The 18,236-nt window shown below is 46.8% G+C and carries 18 protein-coding genes; 3 read left to right on the top strand and 15 right to left on the bottom strand.

The genetic code is table 11. The features are described 5' to 3' along the window. Positions 1-89: 89 nt before the first annotated feature. The 4 genes from ptsP to aroA all read right to left on the bottom strand — a co-directional run bounded on the left by ptsP (position 90) and on the right by aroA (position 5,712). A complete protein-coding gene (gene ptsP, locus IFU39_RS18170; protein ID WP_091014243.1) occupies positions 90-1,850 on the bottom strand; it encodes a phosphoenolpyruvate--protein phosphotransferase in 1,761 nt (586 codons plus the stop codon). Continuing rightward, positions 1,847-3,727: a glucose PTS transporter subunit IIA gene (locus IFU39_RS18175; protein ID WP_036674872.1), complete on the bottom strand. Its 1,881-nt coding sequence runs from the start codon at positions 3,725-3,727 to the stop codon at positions 1,847-1,849. Before IFU39_RS18175 ends, ptsP begins: the two co-directional genes overlap by 4 nt. A gap of 196 nt (positions 3,728-3,923) precedes the next feature. Then, positions 3,924-4,358, bottom strand: a complete 435-nt coding sequence (locus IFU39_RS18180; RefSeq protein ID WP_091014241.1) for a CoA-binding protein — start codon at positions 4,356-4,358, stop codon at positions 3,924-3,926. A gap of 58 nt (positions 4,359-4,416) precedes the next feature. Next, entirely contained in the window at positions 4,417-5,712 is a 1,296-nt protein-coding gene (gene aroA, locus IFU39_RS18185) for a 3-phosphoshikimate 1-carboxyvinyltransferase (RefSeq protein ID WP_192134124.1), read from the bottom strand. 106 nt (positions 5,713-5,818) lie between these two features. Here aroA and IFU39_RS18190 point away from each other — a divergent pair, with 106 nt between their 5' ends. Beyond that, positions 5,819-6,124 (top strand): rhodanese-like domain-containing protein, encoded by a 306-nt coding sequence (locus IFU39_RS18190; protein ID WP_017687407.1) that lies wholly within the window; start codon positions 5,819-5,821, stop codon positions 6,122-6,124. Between the two features lie 136 nt (positions 6,125-6,260). On the opposite strand, the gene IFU39_RS18195 is transcribed toward IFU39_RS18190, so the two are convergent. Both IFU39_RS18195 and gndA read right to left on the bottom strand, forming a co-directional pair. Next, entirely contained in the window at positions 6,261-6,770 is a 510-nt protein-coding gene (locus IFU39_RS18195; protein WP_244661022.1) for a shikimate kinase, read from the bottom strand. A 394-nt stretch (positions 6,771-7,164) separates the two neighbouring features. Next, on the bottom strand, positions 7,165-8,574 hold the full coding sequence (gene gndA / locus IFU39_RS18200; RefSeq protein ID WP_124116071.1) for an NADP-dependent phosphogluconate dehydrogenase: 1,410 nt from the start codon (positions 8,572-8,574) through the stop codon (positions 7,165-7,167). 264 nt (positions 8,575-8,838) lie between these two features. Here gndA and IFU39_RS18205 point away from each other — a divergent pair, with 264 nt between their 5' ends. Next, complete coding sequence (locus IFU39_RS18205) at positions 8,839-9,444, top strand: suppressor of fused domain protein (RefSeq protein ID WP_091014233.1); 606 nt, start codon at positions 8,839-8,841, stop codon at positions 9,442-9,444. A 112-nt stretch (positions 9,445-9,556) separates the two neighbouring features. On the opposite strand, the gene IFU39_RS18210 is transcribed toward IFU39_RS18205, so the two are convergent. Together IFU39_RS18210 and IFU39_RS18215 are read right to left on the bottom strand one after the other, a co-directional pair. Continuing rightward, on the bottom strand, positions 9,557-10,156 hold the full coding sequence (locus IFU39_RS18210) for a hypothetical protein (protein WP_091014231.1): 600 nt from the start codon (positions 10,154-10,156) through the stop codon (positions 9,557-9,559). Positions 10,157-10,409: 253 nt separating this feature from the next. Continuing rightward, complete coding sequence (locus tag IFU39_RS18215; protein WP_192134125.1) at positions 10,410-11,702, bottom strand: MFS transporter; 1,293 nt, start codon at positions 11,700-11,702, stop codon at positions 10,410-10,412. A gap of 177 nt (positions 11,703-11,879) precedes the next feature. Here IFU39_RS18215 and IFU39_RS18220 point away from each other — a divergent pair, with 177 nt between their 5' ends. After that, a complete protein-coding gene (locus tag IFU39_RS18220) occupies positions 11,880-13,355 on the top strand; it encodes an aminotransferase class I/II-fold pyridoxal phosphate-dependent enzyme (RefSeq protein WP_047844430.1) in 1,476 nt (491 codons plus the stop codon). 206 nt (positions 13,356-13,561) lie between these two features. Here the strand turns inward: IFU39_RS18220 and IFU39_RS18225 are convergent, their stop codons facing one another. From IFU39_RS18225 to IFU39_RS18255, 7 genes are all read right to left on the bottom strand, one after another. Further along, positions 13,562-13,879, bottom strand: coding sequence for a DUF1292 domain-containing protein (locus IFU39_RS18225; RefSeq protein ID WP_036614722.1), 318 nt, complete (start codon positions 13,877-13,879; stop codon positions 13,562-13,564). A 97-nt stretch (positions 13,880-13,976) separates the two neighbouring features. Continuing rightward, positions 13,977-14,531: a copper amine oxidase gene (locus tag IFU39_RS18230; protein ID WP_192134126.1), complete on the bottom strand. Its 555-nt coding sequence runs from the start codon at positions 14,529-14,531 to the stop codon at positions 13,977-13,979. A 199-nt stretch (positions 14,532-14,730) separates the two neighbouring features. Beyond that, complete coding sequence (locus tag IFU39_RS18235) at positions 14,731-14,931, bottom strand: hypothetical protein (RefSeq protein ID WP_091014226.1); 201 nt, start codon at positions 14,929-14,931, stop codon at positions 14,731-14,733. Positions 14,932-15,037: 106 nt separating this feature from the next. After that, positions 15,038-15,778 (bottom strand): SDR family oxidoreductase, encoded by a 741-nt coding sequence (locus IFU39_RS18240; protein ID WP_105599646.1) that lies wholly within the window; start codon positions 15,776-15,778, stop codon positions 15,038-15,040. Between the two features lie 17 nt (positions 15,779-15,795). Further along, a complete protein-coding gene (locus IFU39_RS18245) occupies positions 15,796-16,398 on the bottom strand; it encodes a TetR/AcrR family transcriptional regulator (RefSeq protein WP_105600011.1) in 603 nt (200 codons plus the stop codon). Between the two features lie 524 nt (positions 16,399-16,922). Next, positions 16,923-17,489: a YdhK family protein gene (locus IFU39_RS18250; protein ID WP_192134127.1), complete on the bottom strand. Its 567-nt coding sequence runs from the start codon at positions 17,487-17,489 to the stop codon at positions 16,923-16,925. Between the two features lie 172 nt (positions 17,490-17,661). Then, positions 17,662-18,081 (bottom strand): organic hydroperoxide resistance protein, encoded by a 420-nt coding sequence (locus IFU39_RS18255; RefSeq protein WP_017687397.1) that lies wholly within the window; start codon positions 18,079-18,081, stop codon positions 17,662-17,664. Positions 18,082-18,236 lie beyond the last annotated feature (155 nt).

Below are 18,236 nucleotides of genomic sequence, written 5' to 3' on the forward strand. Positions count from 1 at the left end.
GGGTTATTTTATATAACAAGGTTTCCAATAAATAATTATCACAAATGTAAATATATTAACTTAAAGGTATTTATATCCATTTTTCCCGATCAGGATGCATTCGAACCACTTTGTTCGTCTGGACTTCCTGTGGAGTCATTAAAAACTTGCAATCGCTCCTCAATATCTCCGCTGGTCCGCAGGGCGAAGCACTTTCGCGCTTCTTCTTTGGCGTCCGATGCTGTTGTGTTCAACACTCTGTGCTTCACACGTAACAGGGATTGCGGAGACATACTCAAGTGGCGAATGCCAAGCTCCAGCCAAAGTGGAATGGCACGCTCGTCCCCTGCCATCTCACCGCACACACTGACATCAATTCCGGCCGTATGCGCCGCATCCGCTGTGGCACGAAGCATCCGCAGAACAGCCGGATGATAAGGGTGATACATATGAGCGATCTGCTCATTCATTCGATCTACTGCCAGTACATATTGAACCAGATCGTTCGTACCAATACTGAAGAAATCAGCTTCCTCTGCGAGCAGATCAGCAATCATCACCGCTGCAGGAACTTCAATCATGATCCCCACCTGAATGTGAGGGTCGTATGATAATCCCCGCTCGTCCAGATCGGACATCGCCTCACGGAGAATCTCATTGGCCTGTTGAAGTTCTTCCACCGAAGAAATCATCGGGTACATGATTTTGACATTTCCGGCAGCGCTGGCACGCAGAATGGCTGTAAGCTGTGTTTTGAACAAATCCTTGCGGTCCAGACTAATCCGAATGGCACGGTATCCCAGAAACGGATTGTCTTCCTCCGGCAGTTCAAAGTAATCGAGTTGCTTGTCACCACCGATATCCAGTGTACGAATAACAACGGATTGTCCTGCTGTTTTCTCTGCCACAAGGCGGTACACCTCATACTGTTCTTGCTCACCCGGGAACGTAGCACGGTCCATATACAAAAACTCTGTTCGGAACAAGCCTACCCCTTTGGCTCCTTGTTTCAAAGCAAGGTCCAATTCCTTCACCGAACTGATATTGGAAGCCAAGTGCAAAACGGCCCCATCTTTGGTTACAGCATCCACGGTAGCAAGAACTTGAAGTTGTTCCTTTTTCTTCAGTTGTTTGCTGCGAAGCATGGTATACCGTTCAATTGTCTTGCGATCCGGGTCCGTAAATACCAAGCCATTGTCACCATCCACCACAAGCATATCCCCTGTCTCTACTGGCATGCCAAGACTCGCTTCCAGACCGGAAACGAGAGGAATGCCAAGGGCACGAGCCATAATCGCAGAATGTGATGTTTTCCCGCCAATCAAGGTCACAATGCCTAGTACATGGGTGGGATTCAGATGCGCCAGTTGAGATGGCGACAGTTCTTTGGCGACGAGTACATACGGCTGGGTATCCGAAGGAAGTGTAATCTCCGGTGCACCGAGCAAATGCTTGAGCAGACGGTTCCCTACATCCTTGATGTCAATGGCCCGCTCCTTCATATACTCGTCTTCCAGCAAGTCAAACATCGTGACAAAATGGTCTATGGCTTCTTTGACCGCCACTTCTGCTGCCTTATATTGACGCTCAATAATACCGCGAATTTCGTTCATGAATACCGGATCTTCCAGGATTGCCAGATGTGCATCAAAGATACTGGATTCCTCTGGACCAACAACTTCCTTGAACTCATTTTTGATATATTCGATCTCATCCTTTGATGTCCGTATGCCCTCATACAACCGTTCGAACTCTTGGGCGAGATCCACCGAATCCATCTTCTGATCCGGCAAATCCCATTCCCAACTGGGCAGGACAAATGCTTTGCCGATGGCTATGCCTGCAGCTCCGTTGATGCCTTGTATCTTCATTCTACCCCTCCAACGTTCCTGTCATAGAGCACCACGGACATAACGGATGCCTGACCTTTCTTAACTTGCTTAAATGGAGCAAAACTCCATGATTTTACACGATCCGGATTCGTAATTACCATTGGTGTTGTCAGTGACGCCGCTTGCTCACGGAGTACTGCCAGATCAAACTTGATCAACAACTGCCCTGGCTCCACCGTATCGCCCTCCTGAACAAAAGCTTCAAAATGTCCTTTCAACTGAGAGGTATCGATGCCGATATGCAGTAACACCTCAAGCCCCTCACGGGTAGAAATACCCAAGGCATGCATGGTCGGGTACAGGTGCATAATCGTTCCGTACACGGGTGAGACCAGCTCTCCCTTTTCCGGAACAAAGGCTACACCATCACCGACAAGCTTGGCTGCAAAGATCTGATCCGGCACCTCTTCAATTGGGAGCATTTTGCCCTGAACGGGGGCACAGAACAGAACCTGTTGCAGATCTCTTTCCAGCAGCTTCGCGATTTCTTCCCGAATCAATTCCGAGTAGGTCCCGAATACCACCTGTACATTACCGCCACCCAGCTTGATCAGTCCAGCGGACCCCATACTCTTCATGGCACCCGTGTCGATCAGGCGGTCATCATGCACAGTCAGGCGAAGACGTGTAATACAAGCTTCAACCTGTACAATGTTACTCTTCCCACCCAATGCTTCGAGGATTAAAGGTGCCTGATAAGGAATGTTACCTACCCAATCTTCCAGCATGGAGCCCTCTTCACGTCCTGGTGTTGGAATCTTGAACGTACGAATCGCCCATCTGAACAGGAAGTAATAAACCAGCCCATATAGTATGCCAATCGGAATGAGTTTCCAAGCATTCTCCGATAGATGGAAATTGAGTATGTAATCAATAATACCTGCGGAGTAAGAAAATCCATGCCGGATATCAAGCCAGTAACTAATCCACATGGCAACGCCGGACATCACTGCATGCACGATGAACAGATAAGGTGCCGCGAACAAAAAAGCAAACTCAATCTGTTCCGATACCCCGGTTAGAAAACAAACGAGTGCCGATGTCAGAAAAGTTTTCTTGATTTTTGGTTTCAGATCTTCTCTGGCTTCCTGAATAATAGCAAAGGCTATTGCCGGAATGGCAAACATCATGATGGGAAACAAACCCGCCATAAAGAATCCTGCCGTTGGATCACCTGCAAAAAATCGGGGCAAATCCCCTTGCACAATGTTACCATCAGGCGTTTCAAACGTCCCTAACTGGAACCAAAACACATTGTTAAGCAGGTGATGAAGCCCAAAAGCGACCAGCACCCTGTATAACACTCCGTAGATGAACAGACCAAAACCCCCGAGACTGTATTCCCAAGTAGCAATGCCATTCAATCCATGCTGTAGGATCGGAGCGAGCCATAACATAAAACAGGAGAACAATGCCGAACAAAGTCCGACGATGAGTAAAACAAACCTTGAACCTCCAAAAAATTGTAAAATTTCAGGCAGTTTAATGCTTTTAAACCGATTATGCATCCCACCGGCAAGCGCGCCGAGTATGATTCCGATTAAGGAAGCGGGCTGAACAGTGCCATCCCCAAAGTTCCGAGTCACCTGATCATATATCACGATACCAGCCAGAGCAGCAAGTCCCGCTTGTCCGGCCTGGTTGGAGAGTCCCAGTGCTACACCGACAGCGAACAGATACGGTAAGAAATAAAAAATACCGTGTCCGGCCACGGTAGACACTTCACCGACAATATCCAATCCCCAGGCGTCCCAAGGCAGACTGCCAACACTGAGCAAAATTGCGGCGGCGGGCAGGACCATTGTAGGCAGCATTACCGCTCGTCCGAGCTGCTGCAAGGATCCGAGCCAATTCATGGCGACCTCTCCTTTCTATCCTAGATGGTAAGCTTTACGCAACGTTTTGTCAAAGCAAAACAGTAACCAATTGGTAATTAATACGGCAAAAATAGAACAGAAAAAATCCCGTCAACTTCAAGTTAACGGGATTCAACCTATGTTCATTCAATTGGTTCAGATCAGGAGATCATTCGATCACAGGTGAACGAACCTCTCAGCCACGTCCAGCGCCGCGCAGAACGATGGAATCCTCTACCTTGATACAACGATTCGTTACCGCTGTCATGCCGTTCTCAGCAGCAATCTGGACCGCTTCATCACTATGGATGCCAAGCTGTAGCCACAGGACATTCGCTTTGATGGCAGCGGCGTCACGTGCTACATCCGCGCAGAACTCATCGCGACGAAACACATTGACAATGTCTACCGGCTCTGGAATATCCGCGAGGGTGGCATATACCGTCTCACCAAGGATTTCACCTTGCACCTGTGGGTTAACCGGGATGATGCGGTAGCCTCTGCTCTGCATGGCTTCAGCCACCATATAGGAAGTGCGATCCGATTTGTCTGATAAACCAACGACTGCGATGTTGCCTGCCTTGCGCAAAAGTTGTCCGATTTCTTCACGAGTAGGGTTGTTAAATTCCATGTTCAAGCACCATCCTTTTCTGATTAAAGTGCGTGTTCAAAAGACTGATTTTCAGTTATTACTCTTTTACCCATTGAACCGAGGCGCCAAGCGCCTGCAAATGATCGAAATATTGCGGATAAGACTTGGCTACATGGTGTGCATCCCGAATACGAAGCGGCTCCTTGGAACGCAGACCAACGACTGTAAGCGCCATAATTACGCGATGGTCGAAGTGAGCGTTAATCTCAACGCCGCCTTCTACGCCTTCCGGACGTCCGTGTACGATAATCTCAGCTTGACGCTCTTCGACGTTCGCTCCTGCTTTCCGCAGCTCGTTCAAGTAATCGGTGATTCGGTCACATTCCTTGTAACGCAGGTTCTCTACATTATAGAACCGTGACGTGCCTTCCGCAAACACAGCTGCGGCTACCATCGCCAAAACAGCGTCTGTTGCGGCATCCCCGTCGAATTCGATCGCTTTCAGTCTGCCATTTCCTTGAACGTGTACGACATCGTTCTCATGTGTCAACGGCACTTCCATCATGCGCAGCACGTCAACGATGGCACGTTCGCCCTGTTTGCTCTGCTCCATCAGGCGCAGAATTTTCACATCAGACTGTGTAACCGCTGCTGCTGCAAGAACCGCTGCTGATCCAGGATAATCGCCTTGAACTGTGTAGATCGTTGGCTGGTAAGCCTGTCCACCTGGTACACGGAAGGACATGTAATCATCACTTGCATGGATAACGATACCGGCCTGCTCCAGCACTTCCAGCGTCTGTCCGATAACGACCTTGGACTTCAGGTCATTCAGCACTTCAATGGTGCTGTCTTCTGCAAGCAAAGGCGTAACAAACAACAATGCGCTCAGATATTGGGAGCTGACGGAGCCGGATACACGAATGTGTCCACCCTTGGCATTGCCACCTTTGATTGTAATCGGCAGGCGTCCTTGTTCGTGTTGTACTTCTACACCCAGTTGACCAAGCGCATCAATCAGGTCATCATGCGGACGTTTACCCAGCGAATCCGGGTACGTATTCACAAAAGTAACTTCAGGGCAGAGCGCTGTAACACCCATCAGGAAACGAAGTACAGCACCTGCATTCCCTACATTTAATTCACGCACATCACGTGGATGACTGCCAAAGCCCTCGATCACAATCTTGCTGTCGTCTTCTTCCAGCACTGCCCCCAGATCGCGAATACATCTGCGCATGGCGTCACTGTCTTCACTGTGTGCCGGGAAATGGATGGTACTTGTGCCTTCTGCCAGCGCAGCAGCCAGCAAATAGCGAGTCGTGTAGTTTTTGGAGGACAGAGCCCCGATTTCCCCGTTCAGAGTGGGGGTTGGTTTAACAATAACGTCCATGGATGAAATTCTCCTTCATTGATTATATTGTGGCCAAATTGACATTCCATGCATCGCTTGGGTATCATTATAGGCGTTAAGTCCATACAGAAAAGAGGACCTGAATATGACACAAATAGCTGAAATTGAAACGTCTGAGCTGCGCCGCCGTTTACAGGCGGGAGAGAAGCTGCAGATGATAGACGTCCGCGAGGACGATGAAGTCGCGCAAGGCATGATCGAAGGAGCCAAGCATATCCCGCTTGGTCAGATTCCGGACCGACTGTCTGAGATTGAAAAGTCAGGCGAGATCGTGATCATCTGTCGTAGCGGTTACCGCAGTGAGCGTGCATGCGAATATCTGCAGCAACTGGGATATGAAGGCTGTACGAACATGGTCGGCGGTATGCTTCAGTGGCAACAGGAAGACTAGAGTAGCCCGGAGAGAAGCGAAGTCATTTGTAACCTTGTGACCTCAGCTCTGCTCCACTCCCAGAAACGGGCCTACACGGCCCGTTTTGTTATATCTGCCACCACCTATCAACCATCAAACTTCGATGATAACAAGCTTAGACGCGGTAATGCGCTAAAATTAAACGAGTCACTTCAGCAGCGGATAACTCGGTTGTATCCACCGTATAATGTGCGAACCGATATGCGTCTTTCCGTTCTTCCATAATGGCCTTGATGCGTTCCTCTGCATTGCCTGCAAGAAGGGGACGATTGTCACAGCCGCTAACACGTTCCACAATCACTGCCGGATCGGCAGTCAGTGCAACAACCCAACCATTTTTTAACATCACGTCACAATTATCAGAACGCAACACCACGCCACCTCCGGTCGCTATGACCTGTGACTTCTTCTCCAGCACCGAGCATAACATGCGGCTCTCGGCATCACGGAAATACGTCTCTCCCTTGCCGGTGAACAGTTCCGGAATCGTACAGCCTTCCTCTTTTTCCACCGCGGCGTCCACATCAATCAATCGATAACCAAGCTCACGTGCAAGCATGTCAGCGACGGTTGATTTGCCGGTTCCCATCATGCCAATGAGAATAATATTGTTAGACTTGCTCAAGGTGTACACTCCTTTAATTCAAGCAATTCGTGAGCACTTTTGTCCTATCATAACACAGCCCTGCGGACGGGGAAAGACCATCTCCTAACCGACTTGCTTTCGACCATCCGCAAGTACATTCAAGACAGATCAATTAACTCCCGGCATCTCAGCATACGTCAGATTACCCTCAAGCAGTTATGAGCCCCCAAACGTCTCAATCAGTAACCATCCCAGCAAACTAACAAACTCCAATGAACTTATTTACAGTAAAAAAGAGGCCTAGCGTTGACCGGCTATCACCGGAACGCCAAACCTCTTTTGAGCCCCTTAGCAGGCCAAAGTGCCCCTTAGCAGGCCAAAGCTCCTGCTTAAGGGCACTTTGGCCAAATCTAATAGACTTGTATAGGTGGTACTACTCCATCCAGTTGTGGTGGAAGCTGCCTTCTTTGTCCACACGTTTGAACGTGTGAGCACCGAAGTAGTCACGTTGAGCTTGCAGCAAGTTTGCTGGCAGACGCTCTGTACGGTAGCTGTCGTAGTAAGAAAGAGCGCTGGAGAAGCCAGGTACCGGAACACCTTGTTTTACAGCAGCCGCTACAACTTCACGCCATGCCCCTTGATAAGACTCAACGATGTTTTGGAAGTAAGGATCCAAGAGCAAGTTTTTCAGAGCTGCATCTTTATCATAAGCTTCCTTGATGTTTTGCAGGAACTGCGAACGGATGATACAGCCGCCACGGAAGATCATGGCAATGTTGCCGTATTTCAGATCCCAGCCATACTCGTCGGAAGCTGCACGCATTTGTGCAAATCCTTGTGCGTAGGATACGATCTTACTTGCAAAGAGGGCTTTACGCACGCTCTCAATGAACGCTTTTTTGTCACCGGAGAACGCTTCAGTCGCTGGTCCACTCAGGATTTTGCTAGCTGCTACACGCTCGTCTTTCATAGCAGACAGGAAACGGGAGAATACGGATTCCGTAATCATGGACAATGGTACGCCGAGATCCAGCGCACTTTGGCTTGTCCATTTACCTGTTCCTTTTTGTCCAGCAGCGTCCAGAATGACGTCAACCATAGGTTTGCCCGTTTCTGGATCGTATTTGGAGAAGATATCTGCTGTGATTTCGATCAGGTAGCTATCCAGCTCTCCTTGATTCCATTCCGTAAAGATCGCATGAAGCTCTTCAACGGAAACGTTCAATACGGATTTGAGCAAGTGGTACGCTTCACCAATCAACTGCATGTCTCCGTACTCGATACCGTTATGCACCATTTTCACATAGTGTCCGGCACCGTCAGGTCCAATATATGTACAACATGGATCGTCACCGACTTTGGCCGAGATCGCCGTCAGAATCGGTTCAACCAGTTTATAAGCACTTTCCTGTCCACCCGGCATAATGGAAGGGCCTTTCAGTGCGCCTTCTTCACCACCGGATACACCTGTACCGATGAAGCGAATGCCTTTGTCTTCCAACTCTTTGCTGCGACGTTGCGTGTCAGGGAAGTATGCGTTCCCTCCGTCAATGATGATATCACCCTCATCCAGGTGAGGAAGCAGTTGTTCAATGGTAGCGTCGGTCGCTTTGCCGGCTTGTACCATGATCAAAATTTTGCGCGGGGATTCCAGGGATGCTACGAACTCTTCAATGGAGAATGAGCCTGTCAGGTTTTTACCTTCAGCTTCTTTCAGAAGATCATTGGTTTTCTCCGGGGAACGGTTATATACCGATACTGAGAAACCTTTGCTTTCAATGTTAAGGGCCAAATTTTTGCCCATGACAGCCAGGCCAATTACGCCAATTTGTTGTTTTGTCATCTGGTCCTCCATCCTTTGCTCCAATTAATTTTATTGAAATAAATTCTCAACAATACTCCTATTTTAACGGTTTTATGTATAGAAGTGAACCCCGTGGCACCGTGGCACAATAAGAAAACACCCCAATCAGCCGAGGTGTTCATCGTATTTTCATAAATACAACCGTAAAGACAATACAACATAACAAGATAATCCAATTATTGTATATGTACAATGTTATAATCATATCCATGAACTCTGATCAAAAAAGGAGGAGCGTACATAATGGCGTTTGAACAGCTTTCGAACGAAGAACGGTTTTCCCTGGATATTCGAAGAACATTTCTTCTGGGGGCATATATGAATGAATGGGGGATGCCGGAGCACAGGATCGTTCTTTCCAAGCCGGACAGAAACATTCATGTAGAAATCTATTACTTTCCTGCCACGGTTCATTCAGGCATCGCAAGATTTGTGACAGTAGGCTTGTCCCAGGCATGTCGTCCTTCAGGGGAGAAGGTCGCTTCCGAGTGGATGCTCGCGCTGCAATCCAATCTCGGTGGTGAGAATGTGGAGCGTGTGAATAGCTATATGGCCGATCTGATCTCCCATCACATCGAAAATGTACATGATTCAGCGGTTCCACGTGTGATGAAATCAAGCGAATTAGCGCCAGCCCGATGGAATGCAACCGCCTTTCTTCTCGATGAACTGCGGGGAGAAAAAGAATCCCTCGAACAGCTCCATGTAGGTGATGAAACAATAGAGCTATTGTGGGCGGTACCCCTCACTTCTTTTGAAGCTGACCTGCTACTCAACAAAGGGGTGAACGAATTCGATCTTTGGATTGAGAACTCTGATTACTCTATTCTTGATCCTTGTCGCCCCTAAATGACAAAATGGTTTAACGACGATTGTACGTGCAAATGGCTTGTTACATAACCACAAAGCCCTGGCATGCACCAGGGCTCTTAACTCAGATTATGATCAGAAGCTTTATCCTTCATCCTTCCAGCATCAACAGATGCCCAGACAACCGTTTCAGTACTTCACGGCAGGCATTGGCTTTATCCACATTATCTACCTGAATGGCCGTATGCAGGCGCTCCAGTTCATCGTCCAATTCCATGCGCAACAACATGAGCCTTTCCTCACCTTCGCGTGAGAGGAACATTTCTTCCATCTCTTCCGCCGTCGGCGCAGGTTCTTTTTGAAAAATGACACGCTGTTTGAACCCAGACACTTCCACGAGCCGAATGACTTCACCGAATAAAATATTCTCCACGGTCATCTGCTGATCCTTGAACCGCTTCACAACCGCATGCCCGCGTGTATCTCCAATCAGCTTCTCCAGCCACTCTGCAAGCTTTGCATCCTTAATGATATAATCCCCAGTCATCTTGTAGTTCCCCGTGCGTGTCTGTTGAAAGCGGAGCTTTACCAGCTTGCGGCCGGTCCGGACTGACAGGATAAAAAAGGATTCGTCCTCGCTCCAATATAGTGAATATCCCTCACGAATAAGGTCTCTGATCAAATTTTGGATATGCCGACGGTTGAACCGCAGCTCCAGATTGCAATATTCAACTTCATAACTCTTATTCACGGCACTCCCTCCATCTGTACCGGATCAACTCCGGCCCTCGTCTTCAATCGCTTCTACTCAATCGGCTTACCCTATTTTATACTTCATTTTATGTAAGGGTACTTGGTTATTTGACTATTTTTCACCGAAAGAGCCGCCGGATTGCAGCTTTCCGCAGGAGCACAGGGGCAAGCTCCCGATTTTGATGATATAATGGACGCGAAAAAGGGAGCTCCACAACCAAGACGGTTGGTGGAACTCCCTTTTCTTTTGTTTATTTGGCCGGAGCGGTACGAAACGGATTGCGGGATAACACAAAGTGCACAACGGCAAGTCCTGCCATGACGATGGCACTGCCAATGAATGGAGCCGGATGACTCACGTGGTCCCACAACAGTCCGGAAACAATGGGGCCTACAACCATGCCTGATCCCTGCAATGTAAGGAAGAATCCCCAGATCGCGCCCCGCTCCCCTTTGGGAATCAGCGTGGCTACAAAAGCATTCCAGGCGGGCAAAATCATGGCATAACTGATGCCCACCAGCATGACAACACCAAACACCACCGGAATGGATGTTATGGAGGAGAATGCGAACAGACTCGCCGCCGCCATCAAAAAACCAATGTTCAGGAACGGCTTAGTGCCAAACCTGTCAACCATTTTACCAACAGGCAGCAAGGCAATAACGGTTATTCCACCACCCGCAATCAGCAACAAGCTGTATAGATTCGGTGAGATGTGCAGGTCTGTGCGTGTATATAGCGTGATTACTGGACTGAGCAGCCCTATGACAAACGACTGCATAAACAGTGCAGGATACACCAATGGATTAACATTTAGCGTGCTGCGTACCCGTTGCAGTGTGTCCTTCACACTCTTTTGCAGCCGGATGAACGGCGTGAGCAGATTCGGTTTGGCTGGATATTTTACATCACTATTCTTCACTGCTTGCTCGGCATGCTCTCCTTCAACAATGACGCGTCCAGGAAGAATCATAGCCACCAGAATAACGAGAATCGCACAACCCATCAGCACGAGGAATATAGTTCGATAATCATGATGCGTGCGCTCCAGCAGCCAGTTCATGCCTATAGGTCCAAGCCCCGTGCCGCCGAGAGCAGCCATCTCCAGTGCCCCCATTGCTGTACCATTCTTGTTCTGTGGGCCTGACATCGCCGTCACGCCTGTCATGGCGCAAGGCCAGAGTGGTGACGTACCAATGCCAAGAATCAGACAGGCCATGGCCAGTCCAACGGCACTTTTGAGAAAAAGGATCATAATAACAGCGATTAAGGTACAGATTAATGCTGTAACCATCGTTGCGCGGAACCCGATCCGTTCTGCAGCCCAGCCGGAAGGCGCCCTGAACAGATTATCTCCCAGATATTGAAGAGCAAATGCCACACCAATGACGCCTGCAGACAGACCCAGTATATTGTCCATATAGACGGGCAAAACAGCTACCAACAGGGCTCCTTTGATAATTTCAACTAGAAAAAGTGTTAGCCACATCGCGATAAAAAATGGTGATCGCAAAATTTTGGCTGGTTTTGTATCGGTTTGCATTCTTTTTCCCCTTTCGGCGTTCATTTGCCTATTCCCTATCCTTAGTGTAACCGTGGGGAATGTGCCCAAATCTCAGCAATTTAAAAAATTGTCGATTTATACTGTTGCATTCGGTTCTTAATTTGCTATACTCATCTTTGTTTACCAATTTTATTAGGAAGGGTTGTGACAGCACTGATGAATCACCACCGTACGCCGCTGTTTACCGCTTTAAAAAATCATGCGGCACTCAATCCGGTACAGTTTCATATTCCGGGCCATAAAAAAGGATTGGGAGCGGATACCGAATTCCGTGAATTTATTGGCGATAATGCCTTCTCCATAGATTTGATTAACATCGCACCGTTGGATGACCTGCATCAGCCAACCGGTGTCATTCAGGAAGCACAGATTTTGGCAGCAGATGCCTTCGGAGCCGATTATACCTATTTTAGTGTACAAGGCACAAGCAGTGCCATTATGACCATGATTCTGTCTGTATGTTCACCGGGTGACAAAATTATTGTGCCCCGTAATGTGCATAAATCGGTTCTGTCCGCCATTATTTTCTCAGGCGCCAAACCCGTATTTGTTTCTCCTTCACAAGATGCCAACCTTGGTATTGACCATGGAGTGACTACACAGTCTATCCGTCGTGCACTTGAGCGTCATCCGGATGCCAAGGCATTGCTTGTAATTAACCCGACCTATTACGGTGTGGTTACCGATCTGAAAGAGATTGTTGAGCTGGCACACAGCTATCAAGTCCCTGTCCTTGTTGATGAAGCACACGGTGTACTCATTCATTTCCATGAGGATCTGCCGTTGTCTGCGATGGCAGCAGGTGCAGATATGGCTGCAACCAGTGTTCACAAGCTTGGTGGCTCCATGACACAGAGTTCCGTACTCAACCTGAACACGAAGAATGGGTTCGTGAATCCACAGCGTGTACAGACGATCCTGAGTCTGCTGACCTCAACATCAACTTCATACATTTTGCTTGCTTCACTCGATACATCCAGACGTAACCTGGCACTTCACGGTCGTGAGATTGCACAGAAGGCGATTGAACTAGCTGAGTTTGCCAGACGTTCGATTAACGATATGGATGGCCTGTATTGCTTCGGTAGAGAGCTTCTGGGTACAGAAGCGACCTTCAACTATGATCCAACCAAAGTAACGATCCATGTTCGCCATCTGGGCATTACAGGGTATGAGACAGAGAACTGGCTGCGTGAACATTACAACATCGAGGTTGAACTTAGTGATATGTACAATATTCTGTGTCTCATCACGCCAGGAGATACGGATGACAGTGTCGATATCTTGCTGAACGCTTTGCAGGATCTCTCCCGTACCTATTATCAAGTGAACCCAGCCCATGAACTGGTCGTAAAAGTTCCGGATATTCCCCAGTTGATGCTGACTCCACGTGATGCTTTCTACGGTGATACCGAAGTGATTCCGTTTAAGGAATCCGCAGGACGTATTATCTCGGAATTCATCTATGTCTATCCGCCAGGAATTCCAATCCTGTTACCGGGTGAGGTTATCACCCAGGAAAATATCGACTACATCATCGATCATGTCGAAGTTGGATTACCCGTCAAAGGACCCGAAGATCGCAGTGTAACCAACGTTAAAGTGATCGTGGAAGCCGATGCCATTTTCTAAAACAACTCCCTTGCGCTGTGCAGGGTATAAACTTTAAGGACCAAGCCCTAGCTTGGTCCTTTTTTATTTTATGGAGCAAGCGAGTTTGCATTTTCCCGTCTATTTCGTCGTTCAAACCGGTGGTGTACATGCTCGTATACCTCTTGAAAACAAACAAAAGGCCCCCTGAAATCAAGGAGCCTTCATGTTATGTTCCAAAAGAATGACTATTCTTGTGATGCAACGAGTTCGTTGTAAGCCGCTTCAACGCGGTTCCACTCTTCTTCGTCTTCAATATTGTAGAGCACCATTTCCTCGTCTTCTTCTTCCATACGCAGGATGATGCCGTCAGCTTCAGGATTGTTACGTTCCAGCAGGAGCGCATAAACATGCTTCTCCACGTCAAACGTCTCCACCAAAACCATCTCCACGTCTTGGCCGTTCTCGTCTGTTAATGTGAGAAGGACTTCTTCATGCTCGTGGTCGTGGTCGTGGTCTTGCCCGCATCCGCAGCCATCGCCGTGTTCATGTGTGTGATCGCTCATTGAAATACCTCGCTTTATAAATAGAAATTGTGTAACCTTGCATATCGTAACATGTTCAATGACCCAGGTCAATTTAACTCACAGGGTTATTTCCGCTTCAATCGTTCAGCGCTGTAATGATTTTCTCCGCTACCAGGACGTAGCTGCTGTTTGCATTTTCTTTAATATGAAAGCCGACTTGATACTTGCCGGCACGATTGAAATCGTACGTAAAATCGTAAGTGCGGAACCAGAAGTTATCCTTCTGGGTCGTAAGCTCCTGTGACTGGATATCCTTCACCTGACCGCTTGGATTGGTAATCGTTACTTTCACCGCAGCTACATCTGCTGTCAGACTGTCCACTTGTGAAAATACATTGAATTTCAGCTTACCTACGTTAACGTTGCCAAATACAGTGTCTCCCTTGAAGAGAAAAATATGTACATTCGGTTTGATCACCGTTACTCTCTTGTTACTGCTGTCCCATTTGACGACGCCTCCAGCTTCTCTTACAGGTACATAGGTCGTTCCATCAATGAGATAACCTCCATCAGCTGCTTCCTTGCCGTTAATGAGAACACGAATCTTCTCGTTCACCGAATCTGCAAACAATAAAGACCCGCCGAGCAAGGAGAATACCGTGACACAAAGCAATATTCGTTTCCATTTCATCCCGTCAATATTCCCTCCCCTGCTGCTAGCTGTTGTACATTTATACTGCAGATTCATCCACAAAGTTGCGCTGTTTTTCATCATTTTTCATTTTTTATCCAGAATTTTTTCCACCCCTTGGAATGCACAAAAAGAGGCGATCCTCATTATAGGATGCCCCTGATCTATAATTGTTATATATACGGGATTATACGAAGAGTTATGAAGAAGTATGGCGGGTCAATATACAGGGAACGCCCTTGCCTAAAGCCCCTTCAATTCTCATACGTGCAGCATAATCCATGCCTCGCGTACATGGTGTCTTACATCTCTCACATACATCCGAAGTGACCAACTTCATGGATACACGAATTTTGTCACTCTTTAATGCGGGAGTTTTCTTGCCCTTTGCTTTTGCCATCCCGGATTCCCCATTTCCCCAAGTGCTTACTGATGTAATGCATCATATGGGGATTCGCCCGGTTGTGTGTCAAACGTAATGATCAAACTTCCTGATTTCGGTTATGTTAAATAAAGCCACCATTTACCCGGATCGTCTGACCTGTAACCCATTGTGAATCCGTTCCAACCAGAAATGAAATGACACTCGCGATGTCTTCCGGCTCACCCAGACGACCAAATGCATTCATTTTACGGATTCCTTCTAGCTGTTGCTCTGTCTTGCCAACCGAGAACAACTCCGTGTTAACCGGACCTGGTGCGACTGCATTAATCGTAATTTGTTTAGAACCAAACTCCTTCGCTAGTTGACGGGTAATTTGCTCTACCGCCCCCTTGGTTCCTGCATACACGCTGTAGTTGGGAAACATCTGTCCTGTTACAGAGGTAGAAAAATTCACAATACGTCCTCTATCTTCCATATGTTTAAGCGCTTGTTGACAAGCAAAGAAAGTACCCTTCACGTTAATGGCAAACTGCTGATCAAATTCTTCTTCTGTCACTTCCGCTAAAGGGGTTGTCTTCATAATACCTGCATTATTGATTAGAATATCCACTTTGCCAAGCTCGCTAATCGTTTGGGAAAACAGACGTTCCACATCTTCCTTCCGCGCCAAATCTGCTTGCACGGTAATGGCACGAACTCCTTTTTGCCGAACAATCTCTGCTGTCTCTTCTGCTTTGTCCGGACGACTCGCATAATTAATCACCACATCGGCTCCAAGCTCCGCGAGTTGCTCCGCAATTGCACGTCCAATACCTCGCGACGATCCTGTTACCAAAGCGACCTTACCTGATAATTTGTTCATTCGATCTCCCATCCTCTTCACTCATATTTGGATAAACCGTGTTCGACTAATAACCATACCTGTGCAAATTCATTATCTATCGTATCACTACGCCATTCATAGGCATGTGCCGGGTGATGGAAACGAGCCGTTGCATGAAGAATAGCCGCTGCTATTACCTGAGGATCACTGAACTTAAACCGTTGATTCCGGCGAATAATTTCGCTCAAATGGTGAATGAGATGCTCTACATGTTTGCGGATTAGATCAGCTGATTCTTGGGTAACCCGCGCATACATTTCAAATAATTCCGGATCTGACTCAGCATAATGACATTTAAGATGTATTAATGTTTCTATATATACTTTCAGATGATGTGCACCTTCACTTGCGTTTTTCTCATCCTGGGTTACCAGAGTTAAAGGTGTGATTATTTCTTCTTCAAGCCATTGTTCAGTGACACCTTCAAGCAATGCCTTCTTGCTGACATAATGCCTGTATATCGTTCCATGACTGACTCCGAGCAATTTGGCGACATCGGTGACGGATGTTTTGGCAGCACCGAAGCGTCTTATCGTTTCCTGTGTAGCTGCAATAATCTGCTCTTTAGTGAGAAATTCAGAAGTTTTGTCTTTTACCATATTAACGAGATGGTTAACACCATCCACTTGCCACCTCCATTGAGGTTAGTTTAACACACTTGATAACAAATGACGAATATTGATTTTTGTCATTTGCATCATTTATCATTTTAACGTCCAATGAAGTCATAACAAAAAAAGAGCCCATTAAAACTGGGCTCTCTTGCCTTACTTATCATGTATATTAAGACGCTCTACAATTGACAATAGTTAGTATAGTCACCATTGGTGCATTTAAAAAACGTATTTAAATAATAAAAATATGACAAGGAGGATGCCTCCGAGAATGAGCCAGTTGCTGATTTCATACCAAATGCTCTTGCCTCCGGAAAGGTATTTCTGTTCATTCTCCTGATGTCGCTGACGGTGGGTATCGGTCTCCGAGCCATGGGGTGGTTTGCTAAAATCCATCATGAGTACATTCCCCTTTCAACAGTTTTGTGTAAACTTAATACCATTATAACCCATAATTGAGTACTAGATTGATTTTTCTGCATAAAAAGGGCTGTTTCATACAAATGGTTCTATTGGATAGCAGTTAATTCTTCTTCTGTGACCCATTTGTGATTCTTAACCAAATCTCCCCCTATTGTCGGGGTATAATCAACCATATATACCGTTGTCTCTTCAGCAGAATCAATTGTGGCCTTCGCACCCTTCATCCCTTTCATGTGATCAGCGCTCAACACTACCTTAGAACCTGCCGCATACGGTTGTTCCTTATGGTCCTGTATTTCCTCATGGATAACCCATTTATGATTTTGCACGGGATCTCCGCCTGTTGTTGGTGTATACGTAACTGCATATACCGTAGTTTCATATGCTCCAACGATCTGTGCTCTCGCACCCTTCATGCCTGACATGTGGTCGGCATTCATCAGCGCCTGGCTTCCTACTGGGAAGGTGGGGTTGTTTTTTTCCCGCAGTCCTTCCGGTAGCTCTCCCGATTCAGAATGGTGCATCTCACCTGCGGCAGCTGTATGACTGCCATCGTTACTTTTAATAGTCTGTCGAGTCTCCTTGCCACATCCACTCAAAACCAAACTGCTTGTAATCAATATAGTCGATATGGTCAATACGTACTTTTTCATGTTCTGCACTCCTTTAATTCTATTTATACCATTCATTATACCCCCTATAGGTATGATGCAATCATTAATATTGCTTTTTCCGACCAAAGCACATCTTAAAACGGAGCAAAATAATACAAAAAAACCTCCGATTTCTCGGAGGCTTCTTATCAATAACAAATAGTATCAGTGATTACGCGAGTTCCACGTTAACATTCACGTTCCCTTTGATTCCTTTGGAATATGGGCAGTAGTCATGGGCAAGTTTCACAAACTTTTGTGCTGTCTCCTCATCCAGACCAAGAATTTTAACTTCCAAATCGACTTGAAGCTTCACGCCGTTGTCCTCAGAGTCTGTCACCAACATTACGGTTGCAGCTACAGTACTTCTTTCAATTTCAACTTTGTGTTTCTTCAATTGAAACTCCAGTGCGGAGTTAAAACAAGCACTATACCCTGCTGCAAACAACTGCTCCGGATTGGTAGCTGTCGTCACTTGTCCTCCCAGTTCAGGCGGTGCCGCAACATCCAACATAAACACGTTATCTGGGGATTGTACGATTCCTTGACGTCCACCTGTATTGATGACTGTTGTTTCATATAATGTTTTCATTTGTGAAAACTCCTTTAGTTGATTGGATTTATGTTGATTAAAATTCGACTTCTCTTGTATCGCTAACAATTACATTGTACACAATTTAATTGTTCATGTAAATAGTTAATGAAAAAAAATAATACAGTTTAATGCTGCGTTTAAACGAATAGCGA

This window comes from Paenibacillus sp. CFBP 13594, assembly GCF_014842675.1.
Lineage (GTDB): Bacteria > Bacillota > Bacilli > Paenibacillales > Paenibacillaceae > Paenibacillus > Paenibacillus amylolyticus_B.